Origin of the sequence: Calothrix sp. NIES-2098 (assembly GCF_963875125.1) — a bacterium.
Classification (GTDB): Bacteria; Cyanobacteriota; Cyanobacteriia; order Cyanobacteriales; family Nostocaceae; genus Aulosira.
Genome location: NZ_CAWNKJ010000001.1, coordinates 5,129,775 through 5,152,422 on the forward strand (window position 1 = coordinate 5,129,775; position 22,648 = coordinate 5,152,422).

The 22,648-nt window shown below is 43.5% G+C and carries 17 protein-coding genes, 1 pseudogene and 1 riboswitch; of the genes and pseudogenes, 7 read left to right on the forward strand and 11 right to left on the reverse strand.

The window, feature by feature from the left end:
- Positions 1 to 55: 55 nt before the first annotated feature.
- Complete coding sequence (cbiE, locus tag AACU33_RS21590) at positions 56 to 1,273, forward strand: precorrin-6y C5,15-methyltransferase (decarboxylating) subunit CbiE (protein WP_096590594.1); 1,218 nt, start codon at positions 56 to 58, stop codon at positions 1,271 to 1,273.
- Positions 1,274 to 1,577: 304 nt separating this feature from the next.
- Here the strand turns inward: cbiE and AACU33_RS21595 are convergent.
- A pseudogene (locus AACU33_RS21595) lies at positions 1,578 to 1,700 on the reverse strand (Uma2 family endonuclease); the annotation flags it as partial.
- Between the two features lie 349 nt (positions 1,701 to 2,049).
- Here AACU33_RS21595 and AACU33_RS21600 point away from each other — a divergent pair.
- From AACU33_RS21600 to AACU33_RS21610, 3 genes are read left to right on the forward strand one after another with little or no spacing between them, the layout of a single operon-like run.
- On the forward strand, positions 2,050 to 2,631 hold the full coding sequence (locus AACU33_RS21600) for a hypothetical protein (RefSeq protein WP_339376197.1): 582 nt from the start codon (positions 2,050 to 2,052) through the stop codon (positions 2,629 to 2,631).
- Between the two features lie 5 nt (positions 2,632 to 2,636).
- Positions 2,637 to 3,701: a hypothetical protein gene (locus AACU33_RS21605; protein ID WP_096590596.1), complete on the forward strand. Its 1,065-nt coding sequence runs from the start codon at positions 2,637 to 2,639 to the stop codon at positions 3,699 to 3,701.
- Positions 3,702 to 3,740: 39 nt separating this feature from the next.
- Positions 3,741 to 7,193 (forward strand): CHAT domain-containing WD40 repeat protein, encoded by a 3,453-nt coding sequence (locus AACU33_RS21610; protein WP_096590597.1) that lies wholly within the window; start codon positions 3,741 to 3,743, stop codon positions 7,191 to 7,193.
- A 39-nt stretch (positions 7,194 to 7,232) separates the two neighbouring features.
- On the opposite strand, the gene AACU33_RS21615 is transcribed toward AACU33_RS21610, so the two are convergent.
- Both AACU33_RS21615 and AACU33_RS21620 read right to left on the reverse strand, forming a co-directional pair.
- The gene (locus tag AACU33_RS21615) at positions 7,233 to 7,922 is read right to left on the reverse strand and encodes a Uma2 family endonuclease (protein ID WP_096590598.1); all 690 of its coding nucleotides are present in this window, start codon (positions 7,920 to 7,922) and stop codon (positions 7,233 to 7,235) included.
- A gap of 30 nt (positions 7,923 to 7,952) precedes the next feature.
- Entirely contained in the window at positions 7,953 to 8,693 is a 741-nt protein-coding gene (locus AACU33_RS21620) for a cobalt-precorrin-6A reductase (protein WP_096590599.1), read from the reverse strand.
- A 102-nt stretch (positions 8,694 to 8,795) separates the two neighbouring features.
- Here AACU33_RS21620 and AACU33_RS21625 point away from each other — a divergent pair, with 102 nt between their 5' ends.
- The gene (locus AACU33_RS21625; RefSeq protein WP_339376198.1) at positions 8,796 to 9,248 is read left to right on the forward strand and encodes a hypothetical protein; all 453 of its coding nucleotides are present in this window, start codon (positions 8,796 to 8,798) and stop codon (positions 9,246 to 9,248) included.
- A 143-nt stretch (positions 9,249 to 9,391) separates the two neighbouring features.
- Here AACU33_RS21625 and AACU33_RS21630 read toward each other — a convergent pair whose 3' ends face one another.
- From AACU33_RS21630 to AACU33_RS21645, 4 genes are all read right to left on the reverse strand, one after another.
- Positions 9,392 to 9,829, reverse strand: coding sequence for a DUF1636 domain-containing protein (locus AACU33_RS21630; RefSeq protein WP_096590600.1), 438 nt, complete (start codon positions 9,827 to 9,829; stop codon positions 9,392 to 9,394).
- A gap of 23 nt (positions 9,830 to 9,852) precedes the next feature.
- A riboswitch (cobalamin riboswitch) is annotated at positions 9,853 to 10,007 on the reverse strand.
- Between the two features lie 108 nt (positions 10,008 to 10,115).
- On the reverse strand, positions 10,116 to 10,610 hold the full coding sequence (locus AACU33_RS21635; protein WP_096590601.1) for a hypothetical protein: 495 nt from the start codon (positions 10,608 to 10,610) through the stop codon (positions 10,116 to 10,118).
- 184 nt (positions 10,611 to 10,794) lie between these two features.
- Positions 10,795 to 12,933 carry a pentapeptide repeat-containing protein gene (locus AACU33_RS21640; RefSeq protein ID WP_096590602.1) on the reverse strand — a complete coding sequence of 713 codons (2,139 nt, stop codon included), beginning with the start codon at positions 12,931 to 12,933 and terminating at the stop codon, positions 10,795 to 10,797.
- Positions 12,934 to 12,989: 56 nt separating this feature from the next.
- Positions 12,990 to 13,334, reverse strand: a complete 345-nt coding sequence (locus tag AACU33_RS21645; protein ID WP_096590603.1) for a hypothetical protein — start codon at positions 13,332 to 13,334, stop codon at positions 12,990 to 12,992.
- Positions 13,335 to 13,803: 469 nt separating this feature from the next.
- Between AACU33_RS21645 and AACU33_RS21650 the strand changes: the two genes are divergently transcribed.
- A complete protein-coding gene (locus AACU33_RS21650) occupies positions 13,804 to 14,250 on the forward strand; it encodes a hypothetical protein (RefSeq protein ID WP_096590604.1) in 447 nt (148 codons plus the stop codon).
- Positions 14,251 to 14,672: 422 nt separating this feature from the next.
- Here AACU33_RS21650 and AACU33_RS21655 read toward each other — a convergent pair whose 3' ends face one another.
- On the reverse strand, positions 14,673 to 15,110 hold the full coding sequence (locus AACU33_RS21655; RefSeq protein ID WP_096590605.1) for an RrF2 family transcriptional regulator: 438 nt from the start codon (positions 15,108 to 15,110) through the stop codon (positions 14,673 to 14,675).
- A 360-nt stretch (positions 15,111 to 15,470) separates the two neighbouring features.
- Between AACU33_RS21655 and AACU33_RS21660 the strand changes: the two genes are divergently transcribed.
- Positions 15,471 to 15,953: an adenosine-specific kinase gene (locus tag AACU33_RS21660; RefSeq protein WP_096590606.1), complete on the forward strand. Its 483-nt coding sequence runs from the start codon at positions 15,471 to 15,473 to the stop codon at positions 15,951 to 15,953.
- Positions 15,954 to 16,022: 69 nt separating this feature from the next.
- Here AACU33_RS21660 and AACU33_RS21665 read toward each other — a convergent pair whose 3' ends face one another.
- The 3 genes from AACU33_RS21665 to AACU33_RS21675 all read right to left on the reverse strand — a co-directional run bounded on the left by AACU33_RS21665 (position 16,023) and on the right by AACU33_RS21675 (position 22,619).
- Positions 16,023 to 16,259, reverse strand: coding sequence for a DUF7219 family protein (locus AACU33_RS21665; RefSeq protein ID WP_096590607.1), 237 nt, complete (start codon positions 16,257 to 16,259; stop codon positions 16,023 to 16,025).
- Positions 16,260 to 17,116: 857 nt separating this feature from the next.
- Positions 17,117 to 20,095, reverse strand: coding sequence for a beta-phosphoglucomutase (gene pgmB / locus AACU33_RS21670; protein WP_096590608.1), 2,979 nt, complete (start codon positions 20,093 to 20,095; stop codon positions 17,117 to 17,119).
- A 112-nt stretch (positions 20,096 to 20,207) separates the two neighbouring features.
- Positions 20,208 to 22,619, reverse strand: coding sequence for a sucrose synthase (locus AACU33_RS21675; RefSeq protein WP_096590609.1), 2,412 nt, complete (start codon positions 22,617 to 22,619; stop codon positions 20,208 to 20,210).
- Between the last annotated feature and the right edge of the window lie 29 nt (positions 22,620 to 22,648).

Below are 22,648 nucleotides of genomic sequence, written 5' to 3' on the forward strand. Positions count from 1 at the left end.
TTGTCAGAATTATCGATGTTTCATAATTTTCATCACCTGATAACATTGCCTGAAAATGAGAGACTCACACAAATGGCTGGCTATCGTTGGTATTGGCGAAGATGGGTTACAAGGGTTAAGTGCGATCGCCCGTTCCCTAATAGACCGAGCTGAAGTTATAGTAGGAGGCGATCGCCATTTGGCAATGCTTCCTAGTAACGACCAACGCCCAAAAATTGTCTGGACTTCTCCAATTAGCACCTCAGTAGCCGAAATTATCCAACGTCGCGGTCAAGCTGTATGCGTACTAGCTAGCGGCGATCCCATGTGTTATGGCATTGGTGCGACATTAACAAAGCAAATTCCTATTGCTGAAATCACAATTATTCCTGCACCTTCAACTTTCAGTCTCGCTTGTGCCAGACTGGGATGGTCGTTAACAGAAGTGGAAACCCTTAGCTTGTGCGGTCGTCCATCTTCCCTGATCCAGTCTTACATTTATCCTGGGGCGCGACTACTGATTTTGAGTGAAGGTAAAGATACACCTGCAATTGTGGCAGAAATTTTGACACAGCGAGGCTATGGTGACAGCAAAATCACAGTTTTAGAACGGATGGGTGGCACTCACGAACGCATTTTAGAAGGTATAGCTGCAACTTGGAGTGAAACAGACATCGCTACTTTAAATGCGATCGCAGTTCATTGCCTTGCCGATGCTGGCGTTGTATCATTACCCAGAATCCCAGGATTGCCAGATAACGCCTATCACCACGATGGACAGTTAACTAAACACGAAGTTAGGGCGATTACTTTAGCTACCCTAGCACCCACACCAGGACAACTACTATGGGATGTAGGCGCGGGTTGCGGTTCCATTTCAATAGAATGGATGCGGACTCATCCGCGATGTCGAGCGATCGCTATTGAACAAAACTCATCTAGATTGAGATATATTGCCGATAATGCTGCTGCTTTAGGCGTACCAAATCTGCAAATTGTTGAGGGGAAAGCGCCAAATGTTCTCAAAGATTTACCCCAACCTGATGCTATTTTCATAGGTGGTGGAGTAACCGCCAATGGCTTATTTGATATTTGTTGGTCAGCACTCAAACCTGGTGGAAAATTAGTCGCAAATGTCGTCACCATTGAAGGCGAACAAACCTTATTTAAATGGTATGAAAAAGTTGGGGGAAATTTCACTCGCATAGCCATCCAACGTGCGGAACCAATTGGTAAATTTTTAGGTTGGCGAGGAATGGCACCTGTAACCCAGTGGATAGCAGTTAAATCATAAAACAGCCACGAAAATTATTTCAAGGGTAGAACAAGCCTCAGAAGCATTAGCAATTGAACTAGCAGAAGAGAAACTAAAAGCATCGACCCAATGGGTGCAAACACAGCAGCAGCGTTTGTCATTTTGGCAGCAAATAACAAACCAATTCAAATCGTGCTTTTTGTGCTTTGTTCTTAGGCTGGGATCGGGTTTTTCTGGAACCTGTTTCTACATGACCTCGATTATAGTTTATGTAATATTAGGGACATTGATTGATGTCAACTTGCCAAATAGAATTGCCTGCCCAAGTACGTTGATGTCTCTAATGGGGCGCTCTGGTCATGAATAATTCTCCGTCTATAATCTCATAGCGCGTACCCTCGTTTTCGGGTAGGAGGTCTATGTCTGTAGTCGTCCATCATAAGCGATCGCTTGCTGTCTGGTTCATAGAGGATCTCCTTTTCATAGGGTTGTAGAGCCTTAATTTTAGATAATGATAATCATTGCGAACAAGTGAGCAATGTTTCGCCACTAGTATCAAAAGCGGCCAAGAACCATATTATGATTCAAAGGACAGATCAGTTCAGTAGTGTGGTCAGCAATTCTGGAAGCGAATTTCAATAAAAATTACAAAGCCTGAACTGGCTATAACTCGCGCTATAGTTTTAGCAAACTAGATTAGGACGGAAAAGACTTTGAGAGCTTCGCTCCAGCAGGGGTGAAACCCCTGCACCCCACCATAGCATCAATAAATACAGCCACAGTTCTCAACAAAAATGAATTTTTTGGGTGCCATTATGTCAATCAGAGAAAGAACTATTGAAGAAAACCGTAAGCCGAGTGTCTGTATGGAGGGCAGCCAAACGCTAACGGAAGCCATTGAAGCTTTTCAAGCTCTAAAGTATTCAGAAAACAATACCTATCTTGTTGTCAGGCTATCCGACGACAAGTATAACGTCATTCTCTTCTCTAACTTGAAAGCGATTCTGAAAAAGCTGGGATCTAACAGCTTAACCCAACTATCTAATCTGCCGATTCCTCCCGCTAGTCGAGTTGTGCCAACGGATACAGAGGAGAGTGGTGGCGATATTCTTGATTGGGTTGCCAGTCATCCCCAATCGCCTGTTGTTGTGACTGATGCAGGCAAGTTTGCTGCTCTTTTTGTCAATCCAAATAGGTCTGGAGATTCAGGGTTGGCAGATAATTTGTCATTACTCGGACTTCATGGTGAATTGGTTCAACTTAGCCAAGATCCTCGGTCTGATTATAAACCCAAAGTACAGCCGCCGACCTGTCCCCATTGTCATCAAGTTAACTTCTATAGGTTCAATACTGATGCAAAGCAATTCTTCTGTCCCAATTGTAAAGGAATTGTATAACCGTCATGAAAGAACCGTCTGAAACCGTTTCTGAATCGGTTAAATATCTTGGTCAGGGGTTTTTACTTGCTTATTATTTACCAGCCTTAGTTTTTATTTTGGCTCATCTCTATGTATTGATTCCTGCCTGGATCGGGAGTCTACATCTGTCTCAGCCAGCAGCCAATAAATTAACGCTACCTTTGATTGGCGAAGTTAATCTGTCTTCATGGGTTAATTCTTTGCTTTGGTCATTGATAGTTGGTATTGTTTTATTTGTTCTTAATAACATACTGATTCGTTTATTTGAGGGTAAACCGAGTTGGCTTAAAAACGGCTTACTTTCTCGTTTAACAAGGCGCTATCAAAAAGAATGCAAAAACTTGTATGGCGAGTTAACTAGATTACGGAACGCTTATCTTGAAATTATTAGTCAGGCACCGCAGACAATCTCACAAGATAAATTTGAGTCTTTTAGACTTCAGCTCAAAGAGGAGCATGAAAAAATAGAAAAATCAAAATCTCAGCAGACCTTACCCCATAATGTTGAACGAGTTTGCCCTACTTCTTTTGGCAATGTTTATGCGATCGCAGAAGAATATCCCTACGAACGCTATGGGATAGATTCAGTTCTTTTTTGGCCACACTTACGAATGCTCATGCAGGAGAAAGCACCCAACCATTCCTTGCGGCTAACTCAGCAAAAAACGGTATTGGATCTATCCATTAACTTTGCTTTTCTTTCTGGCGTATTAACCGTTGAGATAATAATAACTATATGTTCAGGTTATAAACCTTTGCTGCTTGTATTAGCTGGAGTAGCCTTCTTACTTTCTATTAGCTTCTACCAGGCTAGTGTTGCTGCAATTCAAGGTTTGGGAGAACTGATTAAAGTGAGTTTCGATTATTATCGTGGGCTTGTTTTAAAAGAATTTAATTTGAAAATGCCTGACAACTTGACTGAGGAACAGGCATTATGGGTAAAATTGGCAAGCTTTATCCGGCGCGGTGATGCATTCTATTTCCCAGAGGAATACCGAGATTCGGGAATGGGAAGTGGTGGGATTGAAGACAAGAAAAAAGATGATTGAAATCGTAATTCTTTCTTGTAACACAAGGGGGTGCAAAAAATGGTTAAGCAAATCCCTGGTACGCTGACGATTACAATTAAAAAGCAGGATGAAAATTATACCATTGAGGCAGAGGGGCCTAAAGGGATTAAAGTTGATCCCCAACCTGCTCCCCAATTGACAACGTTGCTTTCCAACCAGGAGATCGCTGATACCCTCAAAGAGTTATCCAGCAAAGAACCCTCTACAACAACCGAGGCGATTCAGAAACTCGGTAAAGCCTTACATGATTCTCTATTCACTGACAAAGATATTCTTTTAGCTTTTGATAGAGCACAAGGTAGTGCAAATGCTGATAGTGGTGTGCGTTTGCGGTTGCAAATTGAGCCTACAGAATTAGCAGTTTTGCCTTGGGAAACCTTATACGATGGAAAAAATTGGCTCTCGGCTCAAAGCACCACGCCACTGGTGCGGAAATTAGCACTTTCTGAAAATAGAAAGCCCCTACAAAAGCTCCAGATCCAGGGAGCATTACGCATTCTTTTCGTAGGGGCTTCCCCAGAGAATAAGGAGAAATTATTGGAGGTTGAGAAAACTGCTAAGGCGCTAAAGAAACTTCTTGATGAACCTATCAATAAGAAGCAGATTGTCTTTGATGAATTACTCAACGCCAACATAGACAGGTTGCGTCAAGAATTACTCGAGGATTACCATATCCTTTACTTTGCAGGGCACGGTAGCCCCAAAGGAATTTACTTGCATCATCATAGGGTACACCAAGACGCCTATCTTGTTTCGGCTAAGGAGTTGGCAGATGCATTAAAAGGAAAACAAACGCGACTGGTATTCCTGGCAGCTTGCGAAACCAGCAAATCTTCAGGAGAAAGTCGTTTACTCAGGGGATTTGCCCAAGAATTGGCAGAACTATCAAACTTGCCTGCGATCGTTGCCATGCAATATTACTTTAGCGATCAGCAAGCTAACCCTTTGACCACCCACTTTTTTGCCGCACTAGCTGCGGGTTGTCCGGTTGATGTGGCGATGGCAGAGGCGCGATCGGGATTGATCAAAAAAGGAGAAGTGTTCCGCGATGTATTTTCGCCAGTGCTTTATCTACAAGCAGAAGATGGGGCGTTGTTTCCGAAAGCCAAAAATTGGCCAGCGATTAGTTTGGGTGTAGCTTTACTGATAGCCACTATTGTAGGAGGAGCATTTTTCCAAATTGCAGAAACTAATCAAATTCGAGATTGGATATCATCCTCACAGAGTAAATTACGAGGAGATGATGAACTAGGTGCTGTATTAGATAGCCTACGTGCAGGCAAAAACTTACAACAGTCTTTCTGGCAATCCATTCTGCCCGATTCTGAGTTGAGGCTAGCTGTTCTAGGACAACTACAGCAAACCGCGAATACTGGGCAAGAAAAAAATCGACTGGAAGGACATCAAGGGCCTGTCAAAAGCGTAGTGTTCAGCCCCGATGGCAAGAAATTGGCTACTAGTGGAGAGGATGGTACCGCCCGTCTGTGGGATACCTCCGGCAAACAACTGGTCGTACTTAAAGGCCATCAAGGGTCTGTCAAAAGCGTAGTGTTCAGCCCCGATGGCGAGAAATTGGCTACCAGTGGAGAGGATAGTACCACCCGTCTGTGGGACACCTCCGGCAAACAACTGGTCGTACTTGAAGGAGAGAGCGTGGTATTCAGCCCCGATGGCAAGAAATTGGCTACCAGTGCAGAGGATGGTACCGTCCGTTTGTGGGATGCCTCCGGCAAACAACTGGCCGTACTTGAAGGAGAGAGCGTGGTATTCAGCCCCGATGGCAAGAAATTGGCTACCAGTGCAGAGGATGGTACCGCCCATCTGTGGGATACCTCCGGCAAACAACTGGTCGTACTTAAAGGCCATCAAGGGTCTGTCAAAAGCGTAGTGTTCAGCCCCGATGGCGAGAAATTGGCTACCAGTGGAGAGGATGATACTGTCCGTTTGTGGGATGCCTCCGGCAAACAACTGGCCGTACTTGAAGGAAAGAGCGTGGTATTCAGCCCCGATGGCAAGCAATTGGCTACTAGTAAATATGGCAACGTCAGTCTATGGAACACCTCCGGCAAACAACTGGCTGCACTCACATTAGGCAGTATAGTGAGGACTCGATCGGCTTTACTCGATGTAGATATGGGGATTATCCATAGCGTGGTATTCAGCTCCAATGGCAAACAACTGGCCATCATCAGTGGACATGACGGCACTACCCTCTTGTGGGACACCCTCGACAAGCATGGCTCTCAAGTAGCTGAGCTCAAAGGCCATACAGGGGTGGTCAATAGCGTGGTGTTCAGTCCTGATGGCAGCCAACTGGCTACCAGTGGAGAAGACGGCATCGTCTGTCTGTGGGACACCTCCAGCAAGCAACTGGCTGAACTCAAAGGACATAAAGAGCGTGTTGATGGAATTCAGTTCAGTCCCGATGGCAAACAACTGGCTACCACCAATAGCGAGGATAGCATTGTCCGTCTATTGAACACCTCCGGCAAGCAACTGGCTATACTCAAAGGACATAAAGGGAGTATCTATTCCTTAGAATTCAGCCCCGATGGCAAGCAATTGGCTACCACCAGTAGCAAGGATAGCATCGCCCGTCTGTGGGACACCTCCGGTAAGCAACTGGCTATACTCAAAGGAGATCGCGTGGTATTATTCAGCCCCGATGGCAAGCAATTGGCTACCACCAGTAGCAAGGATAGCATCGCCCGTCTGTGGGACACCTCCGGCAAGCAACTGGCTATACTCAAAGGACATAAAGGGAAGATCTATTCCTTAAAATTCAGCCCCGATGGCAAGAAATTGGCTACCAATGGAGAGGATGGCACCGCCCGTCTGTGGGACACTTCTGGCAAGCAACTGACTGAAATCAGAGGTGTCTACCATTTGGATTTCAGCCCCGATGGCAAACAACTGGCTACTAGTGAATACGAGAATGGCATTGTTCGTTTATGGAACACCTCCGGCAAACAACTGGCTGTACTCAAAGGACATAAAGGATTTCTATATTCCTTCGATTTCAGCCCTGATGGCAAGCAACTGGCTACTAGTGGAGAGGATGGCACCGCCCGTCTGTGGAACACATCCGGCAAGCAACTAGCTGTACTCAAAGGCAATCAAGCACCTGTGTTGTCGGTGAAGTTCAGTCCGGATGGCAAACAATTGGCTACCAGTGGGCAAGACGGCACCGTCCGTCTGTGGGACACTTCCGGCAAGCAACTGACTGAGATCAGAGGCTATCAAGGGCGGCTCTTTAGCGTGGTGTTCAGCCCCGATGGCAAGCAACTAAGCACCTTTGGAGGAGAGACGCGCACCTCAGGCTTGTTACGGGTAGGGGGAATCGATGAACTGTTCTCAAAAAGCTGTGATTGGGTGCGGGATTATTTGAAGAATAACCCTAATATCAAAGAGAGTGACAGGCATTTGTGCGACGGCATTGGTACGCAACAGCGATCGCCTCAAGCTCAGTAAGGGATAAAGCTTAGATTTGCTGCGATCGCTTTTCTGGGGCTATCTGTTCACAAATTCTATATGTTCTGGCGAATTTAATCCTGCTTGCAATACCGCCATAACACCAGACATATCACCTGCAAGTAAAGCTGGAACTGCTAACCATAAACCCGGCATTACTTGACTTTGCAAAATCCCATCTGCATTTGGTTCTAAAGGCACATATTCGCTTTCATTTAACCGGAACCAATCAACACGATTTTCTAATATTTGCCAAACCAGATATTCTTGAACCCCGTTACGCCGATAAGCCTTTTTTTTATCGTGTAAATCATAAGCTGCACTACTAGCAGCAATTTCTACAACTAACTCTGGTGCGCCTTCGATAAAGTCATCTTCTGTTAACCGCGACTGTCCCTCCAAGCTTTGATCGATTAACAAAACTGCATCCGGTTGTGGTTCATTATCTCGATCTAGGCGTACTGTTGGTTCAATTCCTAAATTCACACCAGGAGTAGAAATCCGGTAATTCCATAACCAACCCACTAAATTACTGTGTGGTTCTGCATGATGTTTAAAACGTAGAGGTGATGCCAAGTAAACAACTCCTTCAATTAATTCAGCTTTCTGATGTTTTGGCATAGCTTGATAGCGACGCTCAAATTCGTGGCGAGACAATCTATCGCCGCTTTCCAAAGGTGGAATTAAAGCTGGAGTTTCGTTAATATCTGGTTGCCGTTGTGTTACCATTTAGCATCCCTCCAGGTATTGTTAATACTTTCATTTTATTTGGTTAACTAACCAAGCCACAGCATCTTCAACGTTACTTACTTGTTCCCCTGGCGGTATAGCTGGACGATTCACCATCACGACTGTTACACCCATTTCTCGCGCCGCAATAATCTTGGCGTAAGTCGCATCCCCACCACTATTTTTACTAACAATCGTATCAATTTTGTAGTTAATCAGAATTTCTCGCTCATTCTCTAAGGCAAAAGGGCCGCGATCGCACAATACCAAACCCGGCGGTATCAAGTCATCAGGGCTAGGTGGATCGATCACCCGCATCAGGAACCACAGTTTTTTTAAATGCGCAAAGCTACTAAGTTCTTGTCTACCAACAGTTAAAAATACTCGCTGTGCTTGATTTGACAGCGCTGCGGTTGCGGCTGCAATATTATCGACTTCAATCCAGCGATCGCCACTTACTTTCTCCCACACAGGACGGTTTAACATCAAACGGGGTATACCAACTTCCGTCGCCGCCGCCGCTGCATTAAAAGAAATTTGACTAGCGAAGGGATGAGTTGCATCTATCAAAAGGTGGATTTTCTCTTGACGCAAATAGTTGGCCAACCCCGCCGCACCACCAAAACCCCCAATGCGGATATTACCAGATGGGATTGAGGGTTGACGGGTACGACCAGCTAAAGATGCGATCGCCTCGATTCCTGGGATCGTAGCAACTCTAGCAGCTAGTTCTGCTGCGTCTCCCGTTCCCCCCAAAATCAAAACCCGCATCATACAATACTCCGGACAGTTTTGAGTTGAGCCAATCGACAAGAAAGCTATCGATCCATTAGGGTGCTGATTAGAAGAAACAAGCACAGGAACGATAGCTGTATGGAAATTATACAAAGCCTGGTGGAAAAAATGGGCGTTTTGGGCAAACCGGGAGTAAAGGTGATGACAACGCTGTTTGCAACGATATTAATTACATGTGGCAAGGTAAATTTTACCAACTTGAGTCGCTACAGCAGTTTGAGCGAGAAAACCTATCGACGACAGTTTCACAGACAGTTTGACTTCGCCCAGTTCAACGCAGAAATTATCAAAGCAGCAAACTCTTTACAGCACCAGATGATCGCCGTGATGGATTGCTCATTCATTGCCAAAAGTGGGAAAAAGACCTTTGGACTTGACCAATTTTACAATGGTAGTCACAATCGAGTCGAGAAAGGATTGGAAGTGTCCTTGGTGGCGGTGATAAATGTAGAAACTGAAGTGGGCTTTGGTCTGCTTGCTGAACAAACATTTTGTCTTTTCAATGGCCAGTGTCAAACGACGCTCTTTTAATGACCATTTGCTCGACACGTTTATTTCAAAGTTAGGCCTTTGTGCGACTGTAATTAAATCTCATCCTAACTACCAAAGCCTACGATCTTACGGCGTTATTGCTGCCTAATTTTGTCCGAAGTATTGATCATAGATACTTATATTTAGATTTGAGATTTTGGATTCAAACTCGGTATGGCTGGAATCCTGGCCAAAACACCCTTTTTCAAAGCTTCTGGACGTTCTGACCAAGGCAACAAACCATCAGATTTGCTGTAGTATTGATGAGCACATTCCAAAACAGCAGATGCACTGTCATCCACTGCTAGATCGCCAAATAGATAAGTAATTTTACCTTGTGCGGCAAAAGCTACGACGCAAGAACGGTTACAAGCACTCATGCATTCTACTTGTTGAATGGGGAATAGATCTCGTAACTCCCAATCTTGTGCCAAGTCTTGCAGCTGGTTGAGTAGTTTTTCTCCACCACTTTCGCCTAAGCGTTTGCCATCTTGCCAAACACTGGCACAGGTTTTGCAAACAAATAGAGTATGAGAGGATACACTAAAATTACTAGTTTCAGAATTATTAACAGCAGTCATCTGTACCTCGCAGATGTGTAGAACAAAACACTCAACATTTGGTGGGCATCCTGACTCACTCAATTTTGGAAGTTAGAAAATTGGTTCACAGTTGCGGGACAGCGCCGGATTTACACCGAACTTTCCCCGTTACCTCTGATGGCTGCTCCCCACCAGAACCAAATGACTTGTTAAATCATACACTACACTCTGCGATCCTCCGCGCTGCCTTCGTGTTCCTTTGCGTTAAAAAAAATCCCACGCCTTCAAGACTTGGGAATTTAATTTTCCTTTGATTCTCAACTAATTAAAATCTTAAACCTACGCCACCTTGCAACGAAAAAGCAGTCCCACTACCATCACGGTAGGCATCAAAAGCAATAATAGCGTTACCAAAAAGAACGGTATTGCTATTTGGTACAACGTAATCAATTCCAGGTTGTAGGGCAAAGCTAATTTTATTACCCACCGGCGAAGGGTCATCCCCGCTAGCCAAGGCTAATCCAGCACCCAAGTAGGCATCAGTTTGCCAGTTCAAAGGTACATCGTAAGAAACCGTAGGCACAATTGCTGTACCATTACCTATTAATGCCTGCGCGCGGAAAGAAATTGGTGACTCCAAAAGTTTATAACGAAAAGCAATTACCCCGCCAAGCTGAACACCATCACTCAAACCTACAGACGGGCCAATACCGACATAACTACCATAGGCCACTTGAGCTTGTGCTGGTTGAATGCTCATAGCAAGATTCAACAGCGAACCAGCCCCTAAAACTGCAATTAAATACCGGAGATGCTTCATTGCCCGTATCCTCACACCATCTGAAATTGTCAAGGTTTCTTTTAATACCTATGTTATCGCTGTTGTTGATAATAATCAGTGGGTAGTGGTCAGTTGTTATTGGGCATAGGGCATGGGGAAGAGGCAGAGGGGCAGGGAGCAGGGGAGAAAAGTTCCTAGCCTCTACTCCCGTGCTTCCTACACCCTAAGGACAGCGGGGATGAATGCCGCCTTGAGTACAAATGTAAGCCAGTTGTTTGGGGTCTAAGTTTTTGGCTTGAGAAAAATCCACTCCTTGGACTACGGCAGAAACTGCGCCTTTGGATGGTGTTTGGACAAATTGATCTGCTGGATCTTGTTTGGTAGGTGCGAGAATTGTTCCCTTAAAATCTGCACCTGCAACATTGGCTCCCCGTAAATCTACAAGGCTGAGGTCAGCATTTTGTAAATTCACATTTTGCATTTGGGCTGAACGCAAAACTGCACCAGTCAGACGAGTAGCACTTAAATTAGCATTGCTGAGATTGACACGTTCTAAATCGGCTCCAGATAAGTCTGCCCCTTGCCAATCGGTTTGGGTTAAGTTGGCATAAGACAATTGAGTACCTATGGCTGTTACGCGGCCTAAACGAGCTGCATATAAATCAGCTTCGTTCAATTTGGCATCACCTAAATCTGCTCCAGTCAGGCTGGCATTTTCTAAAGCTGCACCACGTAAATCTGCTCCTACTAGCTGGGTACTGCTGAGGTTAGCACCAATTAAGCGTGCATCGGATAAGTTAGCTCTGTTGAGAGTAGAGCGACTTAAATCACTACGGTTTATTACTACGCGGCTGAGATTTGCATCGGTGAGATTGGCTTGCTTCATCTGCACTTGACTCAAATCAGCGATGACATCGTCGTAGGTATCCCAACGCCCATCTTCACCAACGCTGCGAAAGCGACTACCGCGAAAACTAGCTTGATTCAGATTTGCGGACTTAAATTTAATTCCCGATAAATCAATGTTGTCTAGTACCAAGTTGAACAGGGGATTAGCTTCAGCGCTAGTAAAACCTAATTGGGTACGACTCAAATCAATACCGTTGCCTTGACCGCTGTAAACAGCGAGAATTTTGTTGATCGCTTGTTGGTTGAGTTGTAAGCGTTTTTGTCGTATTTCTCGGTCTTGGGGTGCATTATTGTTGCCATTCACCTCGCCAGCAAGAAACTGATTCTGATTTTTTAACTCAGGGATAGCTGTTAGACCAACATTGACTAAAGCTTGTTGAAGGCTATCTACTAGGGTAGGGTTGGTTTCCTTCACCAGTAGATCTGCAAGAAATTGAATCGCCTGCGGGTCTTTGAGAGTACCCATAGCAAGAATTGCACTGCGGCGTTCTTCAAGGGTAGCAGTAGAATTTGGGTTAAGCTGTTTTACGAGTTCGAGAAACTGTTGGCTGTTGATTTGCTGAGATTTACGCTGAGTTTCCTGAGTTTGGATGTAGACTTGAGTGCCTACTAAAGTTGTCAATACAGCTACCATACTCAGGAGTGCTACTCCGGTGAGGGTGAGATTAGGATTACGCCGGATAAAGTCTAGCAAGGGATGCGATTGTGTATTTTCAGCAGCACCTGCTACTTCTTCGTCTTCCGTGAGTGACTGTTCTGCTGCATCAGACTTGTCCTCTGTAAATGAGGCTGGCAAAGGACGAGTAGCATCTACTGTATATGTACCTGCCAAAATATCATGCAATGCCCGCCGTCCCTGCTTTGAAGGTAAGCCAATTCCTTCAGCAGCGATCGCTAATAACGCCAAAACTGCAAAAATGCCTAAGTTGGGAAAGGCTAAACTGTAGCGCCACAGCAAATAAGCTACAGATAAAGGTACAGTCCAACGACCAACTCCTTCTCGCACTATGACTGCGCCAAAACCTGGTGCTTTTCCTTGCTCGTTCACAACCCGAATCCCAAATCGCCGCTTGGGAATCGTACTACCTGTTTTTGCGAGTAAATATAGTTGCCAGCCCGATATTGTCACTGGTGCTAATAATGCTAGGCTCCATAAGATATTAGTAGGCCAAGCTACATTACGGATACCATAGCTAACAGGTAAAGCTAAAGGTCGAGCGATCGCTCTTTCTGTCACCACCAAAACTGGGTTAACGGGTACGCGGTTCAAATCGCTTCTAGAATTGGCATATACGCCTAAGCCGAAAGGAATCAAACCACTAGTAACCACCAGCGCGATTTCCGCTGCCCAAGCACCAACACGTCTAGTTACTAATGGCACTGAATTGGATTTTGCTGGGCTGTTTGACTGACTAGATTGATTATTACTTCTCCTGACAATTGGGGTCGCCATTGTATTAATTACCTTTGACTTTATTTCTACACCGCTGCCGACGCGGTTTAAATACACTATTTTTTATGTTGAAAGCTATTGGACACAAAAAATTTGTATCCAACATACACTAACACTGCCAACACTGCCAGACTGATGACAGAAGCTACAAGTTTTAGCAATGCTTGCACCATTGCAATACCTAATACAGCCGCCACCCCTAAAACTACTAGCTTTCTCGTTCCAGATAAGCTATTGAACCAGCTTTGCAATCGCGTTATCTGGGAGTTCAAGCTCCCAAAATTAAACCCAAAAGTTTGTCTTCGTTCTTCGGGTGGAGAAACTTCAGCTGATGAGGAATTAATTTCTGCCTCTAGTTTTTGCAGGCGACGTTGCAAGTCTTCTTCTGGTTGAGGATTCATAAATCTTTTTTACCTCAGCATATAGACGGTTTTGTCTGTGATTTTAGCGAATGTATCTGTTTGCTAAATATTTTTAGACGCTTCATCATATCTTATTGTTTAAAATTTACCATTATTAATTTCTCAAACTCCTTTATGGCAAGGACTTCATGAGCTATACTCTTAAATCCGGACATTCCGAAATAGTACAGGCATCAACAAGAACTAAAACTGTAGTTAATAAAAGTCATACTGAGTACTTCGGTTTTTGTCTTACCAGTAAGTAGTATTGCTTTATATTTTCTTAATACATATTTATTTCAGGCTTTTTTTATACTTTTTGAATTGAGGTATTTTGATATATAAATATAAAAATTTATACGCTATATTTAGGAATGCTGGAACACAAACTAATAAACATCGTCTAACAATTTAGATTAAGCCTAAAAATATCGCTTAATAAACAGTCGGGAGCATTATATATAATCATATGAAAATAGATAGAGTATTAACGGTCGTTCCCACAGCCTTGGCGATGAGTTTAGTGCTGAACGATGTGAATTTGGCGAAAGACGCTCCCACAATCGTTAATCGTAACTTCAGTCCTGACCCCCTAGTTTTCAATGGCAATTCTGGGGGTTCGGTGAAAAGCAATTGCGGTAATATTCCTGCTACACCCAGTCAAGTTATCAAAGTTTCAGAGTCGTTACCTTATTTGCGCGTCACTGTTGAGAGTAAAGGACAGCCCACATTGTTGATTGACGGGCCTGGGGGAAAATTTTGTGTTTTAGCCGATAGTTACTCTGCTGGTAAGGCAGAACTTGCTGGTTACTGGCCAGCAGGAGATTACTCGTTTTACATAGGTGACTTATCTCAACAGCAATCTCAACAGCAATCTAGCTATACCCTCTCAATTTCGCAAAAGCCGTCTAAATAGTTGGGGAATATTTCCAGGCTGAGGGGCTTAACCCATAACTCGATTGACCCACCGCATCATGAGTTCTCGATCGAGATAAATATACATCAATAAAAGATGTAGAAAAAGGCTATGATTTGCTTGATTTACCTTTTGCCTTAGCAAGACAATATTCCAAAGCAAAAATCAAATCTCAGTAAGTCAGTGCAAATCACCATCACTGGTTTGTAGTGTGCTACTCTGCGAGAAGCCGCTACGCTACAAGAACGCGTCTACAGCGCTAAAGCGCAACTACGAGCCAAATACAAGTTAGGTTTTTCCCACCGACTGACTTACTACAAAACAGAGAGTGAGTAACGGCTAATTGCTGCTACTCACTTTCTGATTAACTTATTAAGAATAATTAATATTATTTCTTGGAGATTCTATTTTTTAGAAATCCCTTAAATGTAGTACATAAGTTCCTTCTCTCGGTGTCTGCTCCTGCGTTCGCAAAGGTCTTGAAGGGTATATCCTTCTAAAACAGAGTTAGCCGCTTGACGTGCTTCCTGCCAAACTTCTTCAATGAGTTGAGAGTCTACTGTGTTGGAATTGTGGTCAAGTTTAGGTGTAATGGACTCTACCCCTTCAATGCAGCTCCAAGCTTCCAGCAAAGTAATTTTTCGAGGATCTCGCGCCAGAACATAGCCACCTTTGGCTCCACGTATACTTTTAATTAGACCTCCACGCCTCAAAGTTGCTAGCAATTGCTCTAGATAGCGGTTTGGGATATCTTGTAGTACTGCCATCTGTCGGATTTGTAGCGACTCACCATTAGAGTATCGACTCGCCAACTCTAACAGGGCTAGAAGTGCGTATTCAGATTTGTTAGAGAGTTCCACAGGTATAATATGTTAAACTTGAAACTATAATGATACTGTTGACTTTCGGTTCGGTCTTTAAATTATAAAACTTGATAATCAGTGTTTGGCTAGTTAGCTAATTTAACTGTATAGGCTCTGACCGATAGAAGCAAATATTGTTATTTTTTATTTTAATAAATAAAAGTGATTAATTAAAGTATACTCTCTGGCGTAAGTGTTTAATTCAGGCTGAATCATTACTTAGTCCCATTAACAAGAGGGCAATATTCTTAGGTTAGGAATTGTGTACATCTTGTTATTGGCATTCCTAGAGATAGAACAATAATGGCATCACGACTTTGTTGTCGCTGAGTTCTGCGCTAAGAGGCTAAAAGAAAAATGGAACTCAAAGCAGTTGGCATACAAATTCCAGAAGGCTGTAACCTGATTTTGGGGCAAACCCACTTTATTAAAACAGTGGAAGATCTGTACGAAATTATGGTGGGTACATCTTCACAAGTCAAATTTGGGATTGCTTTCTGTGAAGCTTCGGGGCCATGTCTCATCAGAACCACAGGTAACGATCGCTCTCTTGAAGAAGCAGCAACTAACAATGCACTAGCTATTGGTGCAGGCCACAGTTTTATCATTCTACTCAAAGAAGCTTATCCCATCAACTTCCTCAACGCCATTAAGCAATGTCCAGAAGTATGCACTATTTACTGTGCAACAGCAAATCCAGTAGAGGTAATTGTAGCTGAAACTGCTCAAGGAAGAGGAATTCTTGGGGTGATTGATGGCTTTTCACCCAAAGGAGTAGAAACTGCTGAAGATGTAAAGACGCGTCAAGCGTTTTTGCGCCAAATTGGTTATAAGCTTTAGTACTTTCTGTACTCGCTCAAAAAACCTCAAATATCGCTCGAAGACTGATTACCTAAAAAATTCTTGATTTTATGGCTTCAGATGCTTTTTAGAATTTTTCAACTCTTGCCATAAAGCTTTAATCTGCTTGTAGGCTTCTTCGGGAGAGAGTTTTCCATGAGTTTCTAAACAAGTAATAAATTCAACTCTCTGAGAAAATTCTCGGAGATTAAGAGTAAATTCTTTATTTTCTGACTTAATTCGGGCATAATCGCGAGGATAACTAGCTAAAAAGCTATTTTTGTCTTTGTTATTGCACTGTTCCATATTTCTGCCTTCTCATTTGGCTGCTTTTTTAGGCGAATATCCAACTTCCTGAATTCAAACAATTTTTCCGATCTGTCAAACGTAAGCTAGATGGGGATCGTGCTTAACTTTTAAGTAAGTGATTTAGTCAATACAACATATTTAAAAGTTAGCTATTTACTACAATTACAAAAATCTTGTGATTTTTTAAGGTTTTTATTAAGGTCTTGTCGTACGTTAGCATAGCTAAAATTATGGCTAATTTACAAGTGGATTAGCAACCTGATTTTTTATTACTAGTTGACAAAATATTGATGTGATAAAACCTGATTTTTTGTTACAATTATCAAAAATACCTGGATTAAGTTAAAAACTATCGGTTAATAAAGAATAATTTATATTAACAGTTGTTAAGTGTTAGCTATATTGATAAATTAGTTACAATCGTTGAATTTTTATATATGTTTCTATCAATTACTGCTAGTATTTGTTGGTTTAGCCTTTAATTAAAAATATCAGGAGATAAATTTTATTCCCTAATCTTAATTAACCTTGGAGGGAAAAACTCATGCGGGAAATGCCATTGATAAACTTAACTGATGAAGAGCGCAGGAGAAACGAATATCTAGACAAAGTTAATCATGCTCCATACCCTAGGATATTTTTGATCGCATTAGGGATTTTGTTCCTATTTACTCTAGCGTTCTCACTTACCGCTTTTTAAGTCTTTTGTTGTCATCTTTAATGCTCCTTGCTGTACAAATGGCAATAAATGCATACCAAGAATTTTTTACAAGGCTATCAAACCCTCTTTTCTGTATTGAGAGAGGGTTTAATTTTGGTTCATCTGCAAAGGCTAACTTTGATTAGCGATAGCTCTAATTTTTGCCTCCAATAACATTGTTCAATTTCGCTTTCAGGTCTGCCCAGCTAATACCAGCTAAACTTGGTAAAACAACATGAGCTGTACCCACTCGCTCAACGGGGCCGAGTCCGACTGTCCACATTCCGGCGGCTAAAGCGGCTTCAATGCCTGCGGCAGCATCTTCTACAACTACGCATTGACTTGGGGGTATTTCTAGCAGGTTAGCAGCGAAGAGAAATAAGTCGGGTGCTGGCTTGGGTTTTTGCACGCTGTAGCCATCGGCGATCGCATCCACTTTATCAGCTATCCCTAGTTTTTCGACAACGGTGCGGGCATTTTTGCTAGCTGAACCGATAGCAATTTTAATCCCAGCTTGGCGCAGTTCGTCTAATAAAGCGATCGCACCTGGTAACAAATCCTGCGGCGTAATATTTTCAATAGATTCCACGTAGTAGTGGTTCTTACGCTCCATCATCTCTTGGATTTGGGCTTCCGAATACGATCTATCTTTAATAATCAGCATGAGTGATTCGCGCCGAGACACACCCCGCAACGCCTCGTTAGCTTGGCGATTAAAGGGTATCCCCTCTTCATCTGCTAGTTTTTGCCAAGCACGATAGTGATACTCTGCTGTATCTGTTAACACGCCATCTAAATCAAAAATCACTCCCCGAATATCTGAGGAAAGAGTCGCTTCACTCTTTAATTGTGCTTTAGGAACCAAGTTAGAGAGACTTTCTCCTCTGCTCCCTGCGCCCTGCTCCTTTGCCTCTTGTTCCTGCTCCCCTGCCTCTTCTGGTTGCAAATCAAACTCATGCCAATGTCCGCGCCAATGCACTCGGAACTTCAGCCGCTTCCAGCCTGGGGGTAAATGAGGATGAGCTACAGGGCCATTTTCTGTCATTTGGATGCCACCAAAGCCAAAGATCGCTGCTTGCCAAATACCGCCAGCACTCGCACCGTGTATCCCTTCATTTGTATTACCCCGCACATCTAACAGATCCACCATTGCTGCTTGCATAAAGCGTTCGTAAGCTTCTGTTGTTTTGCCTAAATCGGAGGCTAAGATGGCGTGAATAGCCGGGCCGAGAGAAGAACCATAGGTGATGTCTGTACGAGGTGCGTAGTAGTCCCAGTTTGTCTGCAAAGTTTTTTGGTCGTAGGGAAATTCCCCAGATTGGCGCATGAGATAAAGCAGCATTAACACATCTGGTTGCTTGAGTACCTGGCGCTTATTGGCTCCTTCAATTCCCAAAATGGCTTGCATGGAACGGGTACGAGGTTCGTACTCATTTAAATCGATATCTTCTAATTGGAAAAATCCTTCGTATTGCTCGATCGTGCCTGTGGCAGGATCGTGGAGAATCCAGATATTAGCGATGATATCTTGCCAGCGCGATCGCTGTTTAGTACCGAGGTGCAATTTTTGTTCTAGTTCCGTCGCCTTTTCGGGGAAGGTAGTTTTGAGCCAATCATAAACTTTGATGGCTCTTTCTAAATGCCATTGCACCATGCGGTTGGTGAATGCATTGTTATGAACAAACTCGTGATATTCGTCTGCACCGATGACTCCGCGAATTTCGTAGCGTTCGTATTTGGGGTTGAATTCAACTCGACTACCCCAGAATATTGCTGTATCTAAAACAATCTCTGCACCACAGTCGCGCATCCATTCGTCATCGCCAGTGGCTTGCCAGTAGTACCAGATAGCATAAGCGATGTCTGCACTAATATGAATTTCGCGATCGCGACACCAAATCCTGACATCTTCACCATAGGGATCGTTAGGTAGCGCCCATCTTGGTGTCACTTCATCTCCCGTATCCGCACTTTCCCAAGCAAACATCGCACCTTTATAACCATCATGGGCTGCCTTGCGTCGCGCCCCATTCAAGGTATGGTAGCGATAACTGAGGAGATTGCGGGCTAGGGCTGGTTGGCTATAAATAAAAAATGGCAGTATAAAAATTTCTGTATCCCAAAATATATGTCCGTGATAACCGAATCCGGATAGAGTTTTTGCTGGAATACTTACCTTGTCATCATGTTTTGGGGCGGCAATTAATAGCTGAAACAGATTGTAGCGGACAGCAAAAGCAGCTATAGTATCGCCTTCAATGGCAATATCACTTTGTTGCCAAATCTCATGCCATGCCTGCTCGTGGGCTTGGAGTAGAGTTGCGTAGTCTGGTAGCAGCTTGAGTTTTTCGGGCGCTGCTGTTTCTGGTGCTGCGACTTCCCGCGAGGTAAAAACTGTGACAATTTTCTCTACCGTCACTGTTTGGTTGGATGTCGCTAAGAATGTCGCAGTCAAAGTCGGATAGCCTGGCGCACTATTCACCTGCAAAGTTGCTTCTGCACCAGAAATTCTTAACTTAGTTGCTAGACCAATATCAAGGCGCGAGTTACGAGTGCGGCGATGTAACCACACACCTTCGTCAGTTTTGTCTTGTTCGAGACATTCCCAATGATTAAAACCGGGGTTTTCTGGATAGCCGTTGATGCTTGCTTGAATTTCAATCAACCCATCAAAATCTAGAGGTGTAACTTGACAGCGTTGCCCTAATACGTGCCCATCTGCCATGCTGGCGAAGCGCTCAAAATGCAAATCTATTGTATTTCCTGTAGGGCTGCGCCAACGCACAGAACGGCTCAAAACACCCCGGCGCACATCAAGTTGCCGATTATAGTTTAATATTTCTCCGCGATCGAGACGAAAGCGATCGCCATTAATCGTCACTAATAATGGTAGCCAGTCAGGACAGTTGACCAGTTCTGTATATACTACAGGCACCTCATCATAGACACCGTGGATAAAAGTAGCTGGTAATGCCCGCGTATACCCTTCTTCAAAGCTACCCCGCGTTCCTAAGTAACCATTGCCAATTGTGAACATGGTTTCGCGGCAGTGCAACTGTTCGGGGTCAAACTGGGTTTCGGTTAATATCCAATCGTTGTAGATAAAATGGCGAGAACGACCTGTTATATCCATCACAATATCTTTCTTTAGCTGTCATTTGTTATTGGTCATTTGTCATTGGTCATTTGTCTCCCTTATCTCTCTTGTCCTCTTGTCCTCCTCATCTCCTTATCTGTCCCGCAAGCTAACGACGCATATGTTTTTCTAAAATTTTCTCGGCTCTGGGTTTATAAATTAGATGGAATAAGCTGTCCACGTAGCGGACTCTGGCTTCGGTATTTTCGGGAGCGACAAAATTCCAGAACCCATAAATTTTAGCTAGCAAAAGTAACTGATTGCTGTGTATCTGCCAGTTGTACTTATTATGAATGCGTTTAATCATCCAATGTGAGACTTCATCCCAATGTTCGGGATTAGCATCGCATTGGTTGAAGAAATCTAACATTCTGTTGGCAGATCCTTCTAAATCTGTAGGGTTGAGCGTAAATTTATGTTCTCGCTCCTCAATAATTTCTAAAGCACCGCCAAATTGAGTGGCGAAAGTTGGTAAACCAGAAATCATGGCTTCCAAAATGCTTCTCCCAAAGGCTTCAAAGCGGGCAAAGTGGACATATATGCCCTTTTTATCGGCAACTACTCGATAGGCTTCGCCAATGTCACCGCCAGGTAGACGCATCCCCAGCCAACGGATATGGCCGTGAAGATTGTATTGATTAATAATGTCGTGAAGTTTTTGAATTTCTGCGGCTTCTTCGGCGTTGATGGCTTCTGATGTATGCAATTTGCTGGTTAATATCAACAAGTTGCAATGCTCTTGCAAAGCCTGACTTTTACCAAAGCACTCAGCCAAGCCAGTCAGATTTTTGATGGAGATAATCGGTGCTACAGACAAAATTGGCCGCTTCTCAGGGTTATCTAAACGACCCAAAATCTGGGAATCTTCGCGGTGAAAAAGTAGGTCGTTGAGATTTTGGCGCAGCTTGGGATCTCGATGTTCCACACGGCTGAAAGGAAAAAATATATTCTCGTTGACTCCTGGTGGTACTACATTGAACTTATGACTAAATAGATCGATACCATCGATCGCGTGATACAGCTGCGGCATCGTAAAACATTTGTAAGACTCATACTGTCCAATATTCTCTGGCGTGCCGACAATTTCTTGGTAAGACGAGGTAACAATAAAGTCGGCGGCATTCATGTTGATCAAATCAGCCGTAAACTGTGCCGAGAAGTGATATTGTTCCTCTAAATCTTGCCAGTAAAGATTACTAAATAGATGTTTCGGCTTTTCTAAAGAGTGGGCAATATGACAATGAGTGACTTTTAGCTGTTTGGCAAGCAGAAAAGCGACTAAATTCCCATCGGTGTAGTTACCAATTAATAGATGCGGTTTACCCTGAAATTCTTTGAGCAGTTCTTGTTCTGCGTCTTGAGCAAACGTTTCTAAATAAGGCCAAATTTCAAATTTAGAAATCCAATTATTAGTGATTTCGGGATTAAACTCTGCAAAAGGTACGCGCAAGATCCAGCCATTTTCTGTACCCTCAATTTTTTCCCGCCGCAGGTTGCATTCTGTACCTTCGCAGTTAGGAATCAGGCGGGTGAGAACAACGACGTGGGGTTGAATTCCCAAAATATCAAGACCCGCAAGTTTAATTTCTGCACGTAGTTTATTTTCTAAGCTGCGTGCTTGTTCTAAAACATAAACAACTTGACCGAGTGTCTCATCTCTACCGACAACTCCCTCCTGCGCTACCCAGCCGTGGATGGAAATCAGCACGACACGAAAGACGGCAGGAACGCGAGCTACAAATGCTTCCAGAATTGCTGGCTGTGGGTTGTCTATAAGACGTTGGAGAAGTTCTAGGGTTTCGCGCACTCGCGAGGCTGTGTTACCCCAACCTGGTTCAAAGCCGAGTTCTTCGAGTTCAAAGCGAAATTTTTCGTAGGGTGTGTCAGGATGTTGCTGGCTCAGGAACTTGAGAACTTGCTGAATTTTTTGGGCTAACTGAGTACCTGAGTGAATGCGATTATTGATCAGCATTTCTATCCCGTCGTAACTCAGCCGATGTAGGACTTTAAATAAGACCTCTAAACAATATTGTGGATCTGTCAATACCTGACTGCACAGATAACGGTTGAGAAAAGCTAGACCTTGACCAATATTTCTGGGGTCGCTAATCGTTGGAGAATTAGCGTAAAAGGGACGGAGGTCTATGTCGAGAATGTGGGGTTGATAGCGATTAACTAGGCGATCTCTGACATCTAGCAATGCTTGGGGTGTCATGAGTTCAAATTGAGTCAATTCGTCTGTTAGTCGCCACACCTCCTGACTTGCAATCCTGGGACGCACCACAAACCAAGTACTTTCATCTTCTAAAATGATTTCGTGGCAGTAGTGAATGAGTTTACCTACAGAAGAAGAATTATAAAAGTACGTAGGTTTATGAGATTGCTGACAATAGTCAGCAAAAGCTTGTAAAATCTCATTTCTTAAGAAATAACGCTTACCTGTGGCACTCAGCGCCAGAATCAACTGACGCAAAGCAGTTTTATCATCACTGTTTAAGGCAGCTTGAACTAGTTCATACATGACTAATCCCAGAACTCTAATTTAGGTCA

What these genes read in the sequence shown, in the direction of transcription:
- cbiE (WP_096590594.1), top strand. Translation starts at nt 56, where the DNA reads ATGAGAGACTCACACAAATGGCTGGCTATCGTTGGTATTGGCGAAGAT.
- AACU33_RS21600 (WP_339376197.1), top strand. Translation starts at nt 2,050, where the DNA reads ATGTCAATCAGAGAAAGAACTATTGAAGAAAACCGTAAGCCGAGTGTC.
- AACU33_RS21605 (WP_096590596.1), top strand. Translation starts at nt 2,637, where the DNA reads ATGAAAGAACCGTCTGAAACCGTTTCTGAATCGGTTAAATATCTTGGT.
- AACU33_RS21610 (WP_096590597.1), top strand. Translation starts at nt 3,741, where the DNA reads ATGGTTAAGCAAATCCCTGGTACGCTGACGATTACAATTAAAAAGCAG.
- AACU33_RS21615 (WP_096590598.1), bottom strand. Translation starts at nt 7,922, where the DNA reads ATGGTAACACAACGGCAACCAGATATTAACGAAACTCCAGCTTTAATT.
- AACU33_RS21620 (WP_096590599.1), bottom strand. Translation starts at nt 8,693, where the DNA reads ATGCGGGTTTTGATTTTGGGGGGAACGGGAGACGCAGCAGAACTAGCT.
- AACU33_RS21625 (WP_339376198.1), top strand. Translation starts at nt 8,796, where the DNA reads ATGGAAATTATACAAAGCCTGGTGGAAAAAATGGGCGTTTTGGGCAAA.
- AACU33_RS21630 (WP_096590600.1), bottom strand. Translation starts at nt 9,829, where the DNA reads ATGACTGCTGTTAATAATTCTGAAACTAGTAATTTTAGTGTATCCTCT.
- AACU33_RS21635 (WP_096590601.1), bottom strand. Translation starts at nt 10,610, where the DNA reads ATGAAGCATCTCCGGTATTTAATTGCAGTTTTAGGGGCTGGTTCGCTG.
- AACU33_RS21640 (WP_096590602.1), bottom strand. Translation starts at nt 12,933, where the DNA reads ATGGCGACCCCAATTGTCAGGAGAAGTAATAATCAATCTAGTCAGTCA.
- AACU33_RS21645 (WP_096590603.1), bottom strand. Translation starts at nt 13,334, where the DNA reads ATGAATCCTCAACCAGAAGAAGACTTGCAACGTCGCCTGCAAAAACTA.
- AACU33_RS21650 (WP_096590604.1), top strand. Translation starts at nt 13,804, where the DNA reads ATGAAAATAGATAGAGTATTAACGGTCGTTCCCACAGCCTTGGCGATG.
- AACU33_RS21660 (WP_096590606.1), top strand. Translation starts at nt 15,471, where the DNA reads ATGGAACTCAAAGCAGTTGGCATACAAATTCCAGAAGGCTGTAACCTG.
- AACU33_RS21665 (WP_096590607.1), bottom strand. Translation starts at nt 16,259, where the DNA reads ATGGAACAGTGCAATAACAAAGACAAAAATAGCTTTTTAGCTAGTTAT.
- pgmB (WP_096590608.1), bottom strand. Translation starts at nt 20,095, where the DNA reads ATGGATATAACAGGTCGTTCTCGCCATTTTATCTACAACGATTGGATA.
- AACU33_RS21675 (WP_096590609.1), bottom strand. Translation starts at nt 22,619, where the DNA reads ATGTATGAACTAGTTCAAGCTGCCTTAAACAGTGATGATAAAACTGCT.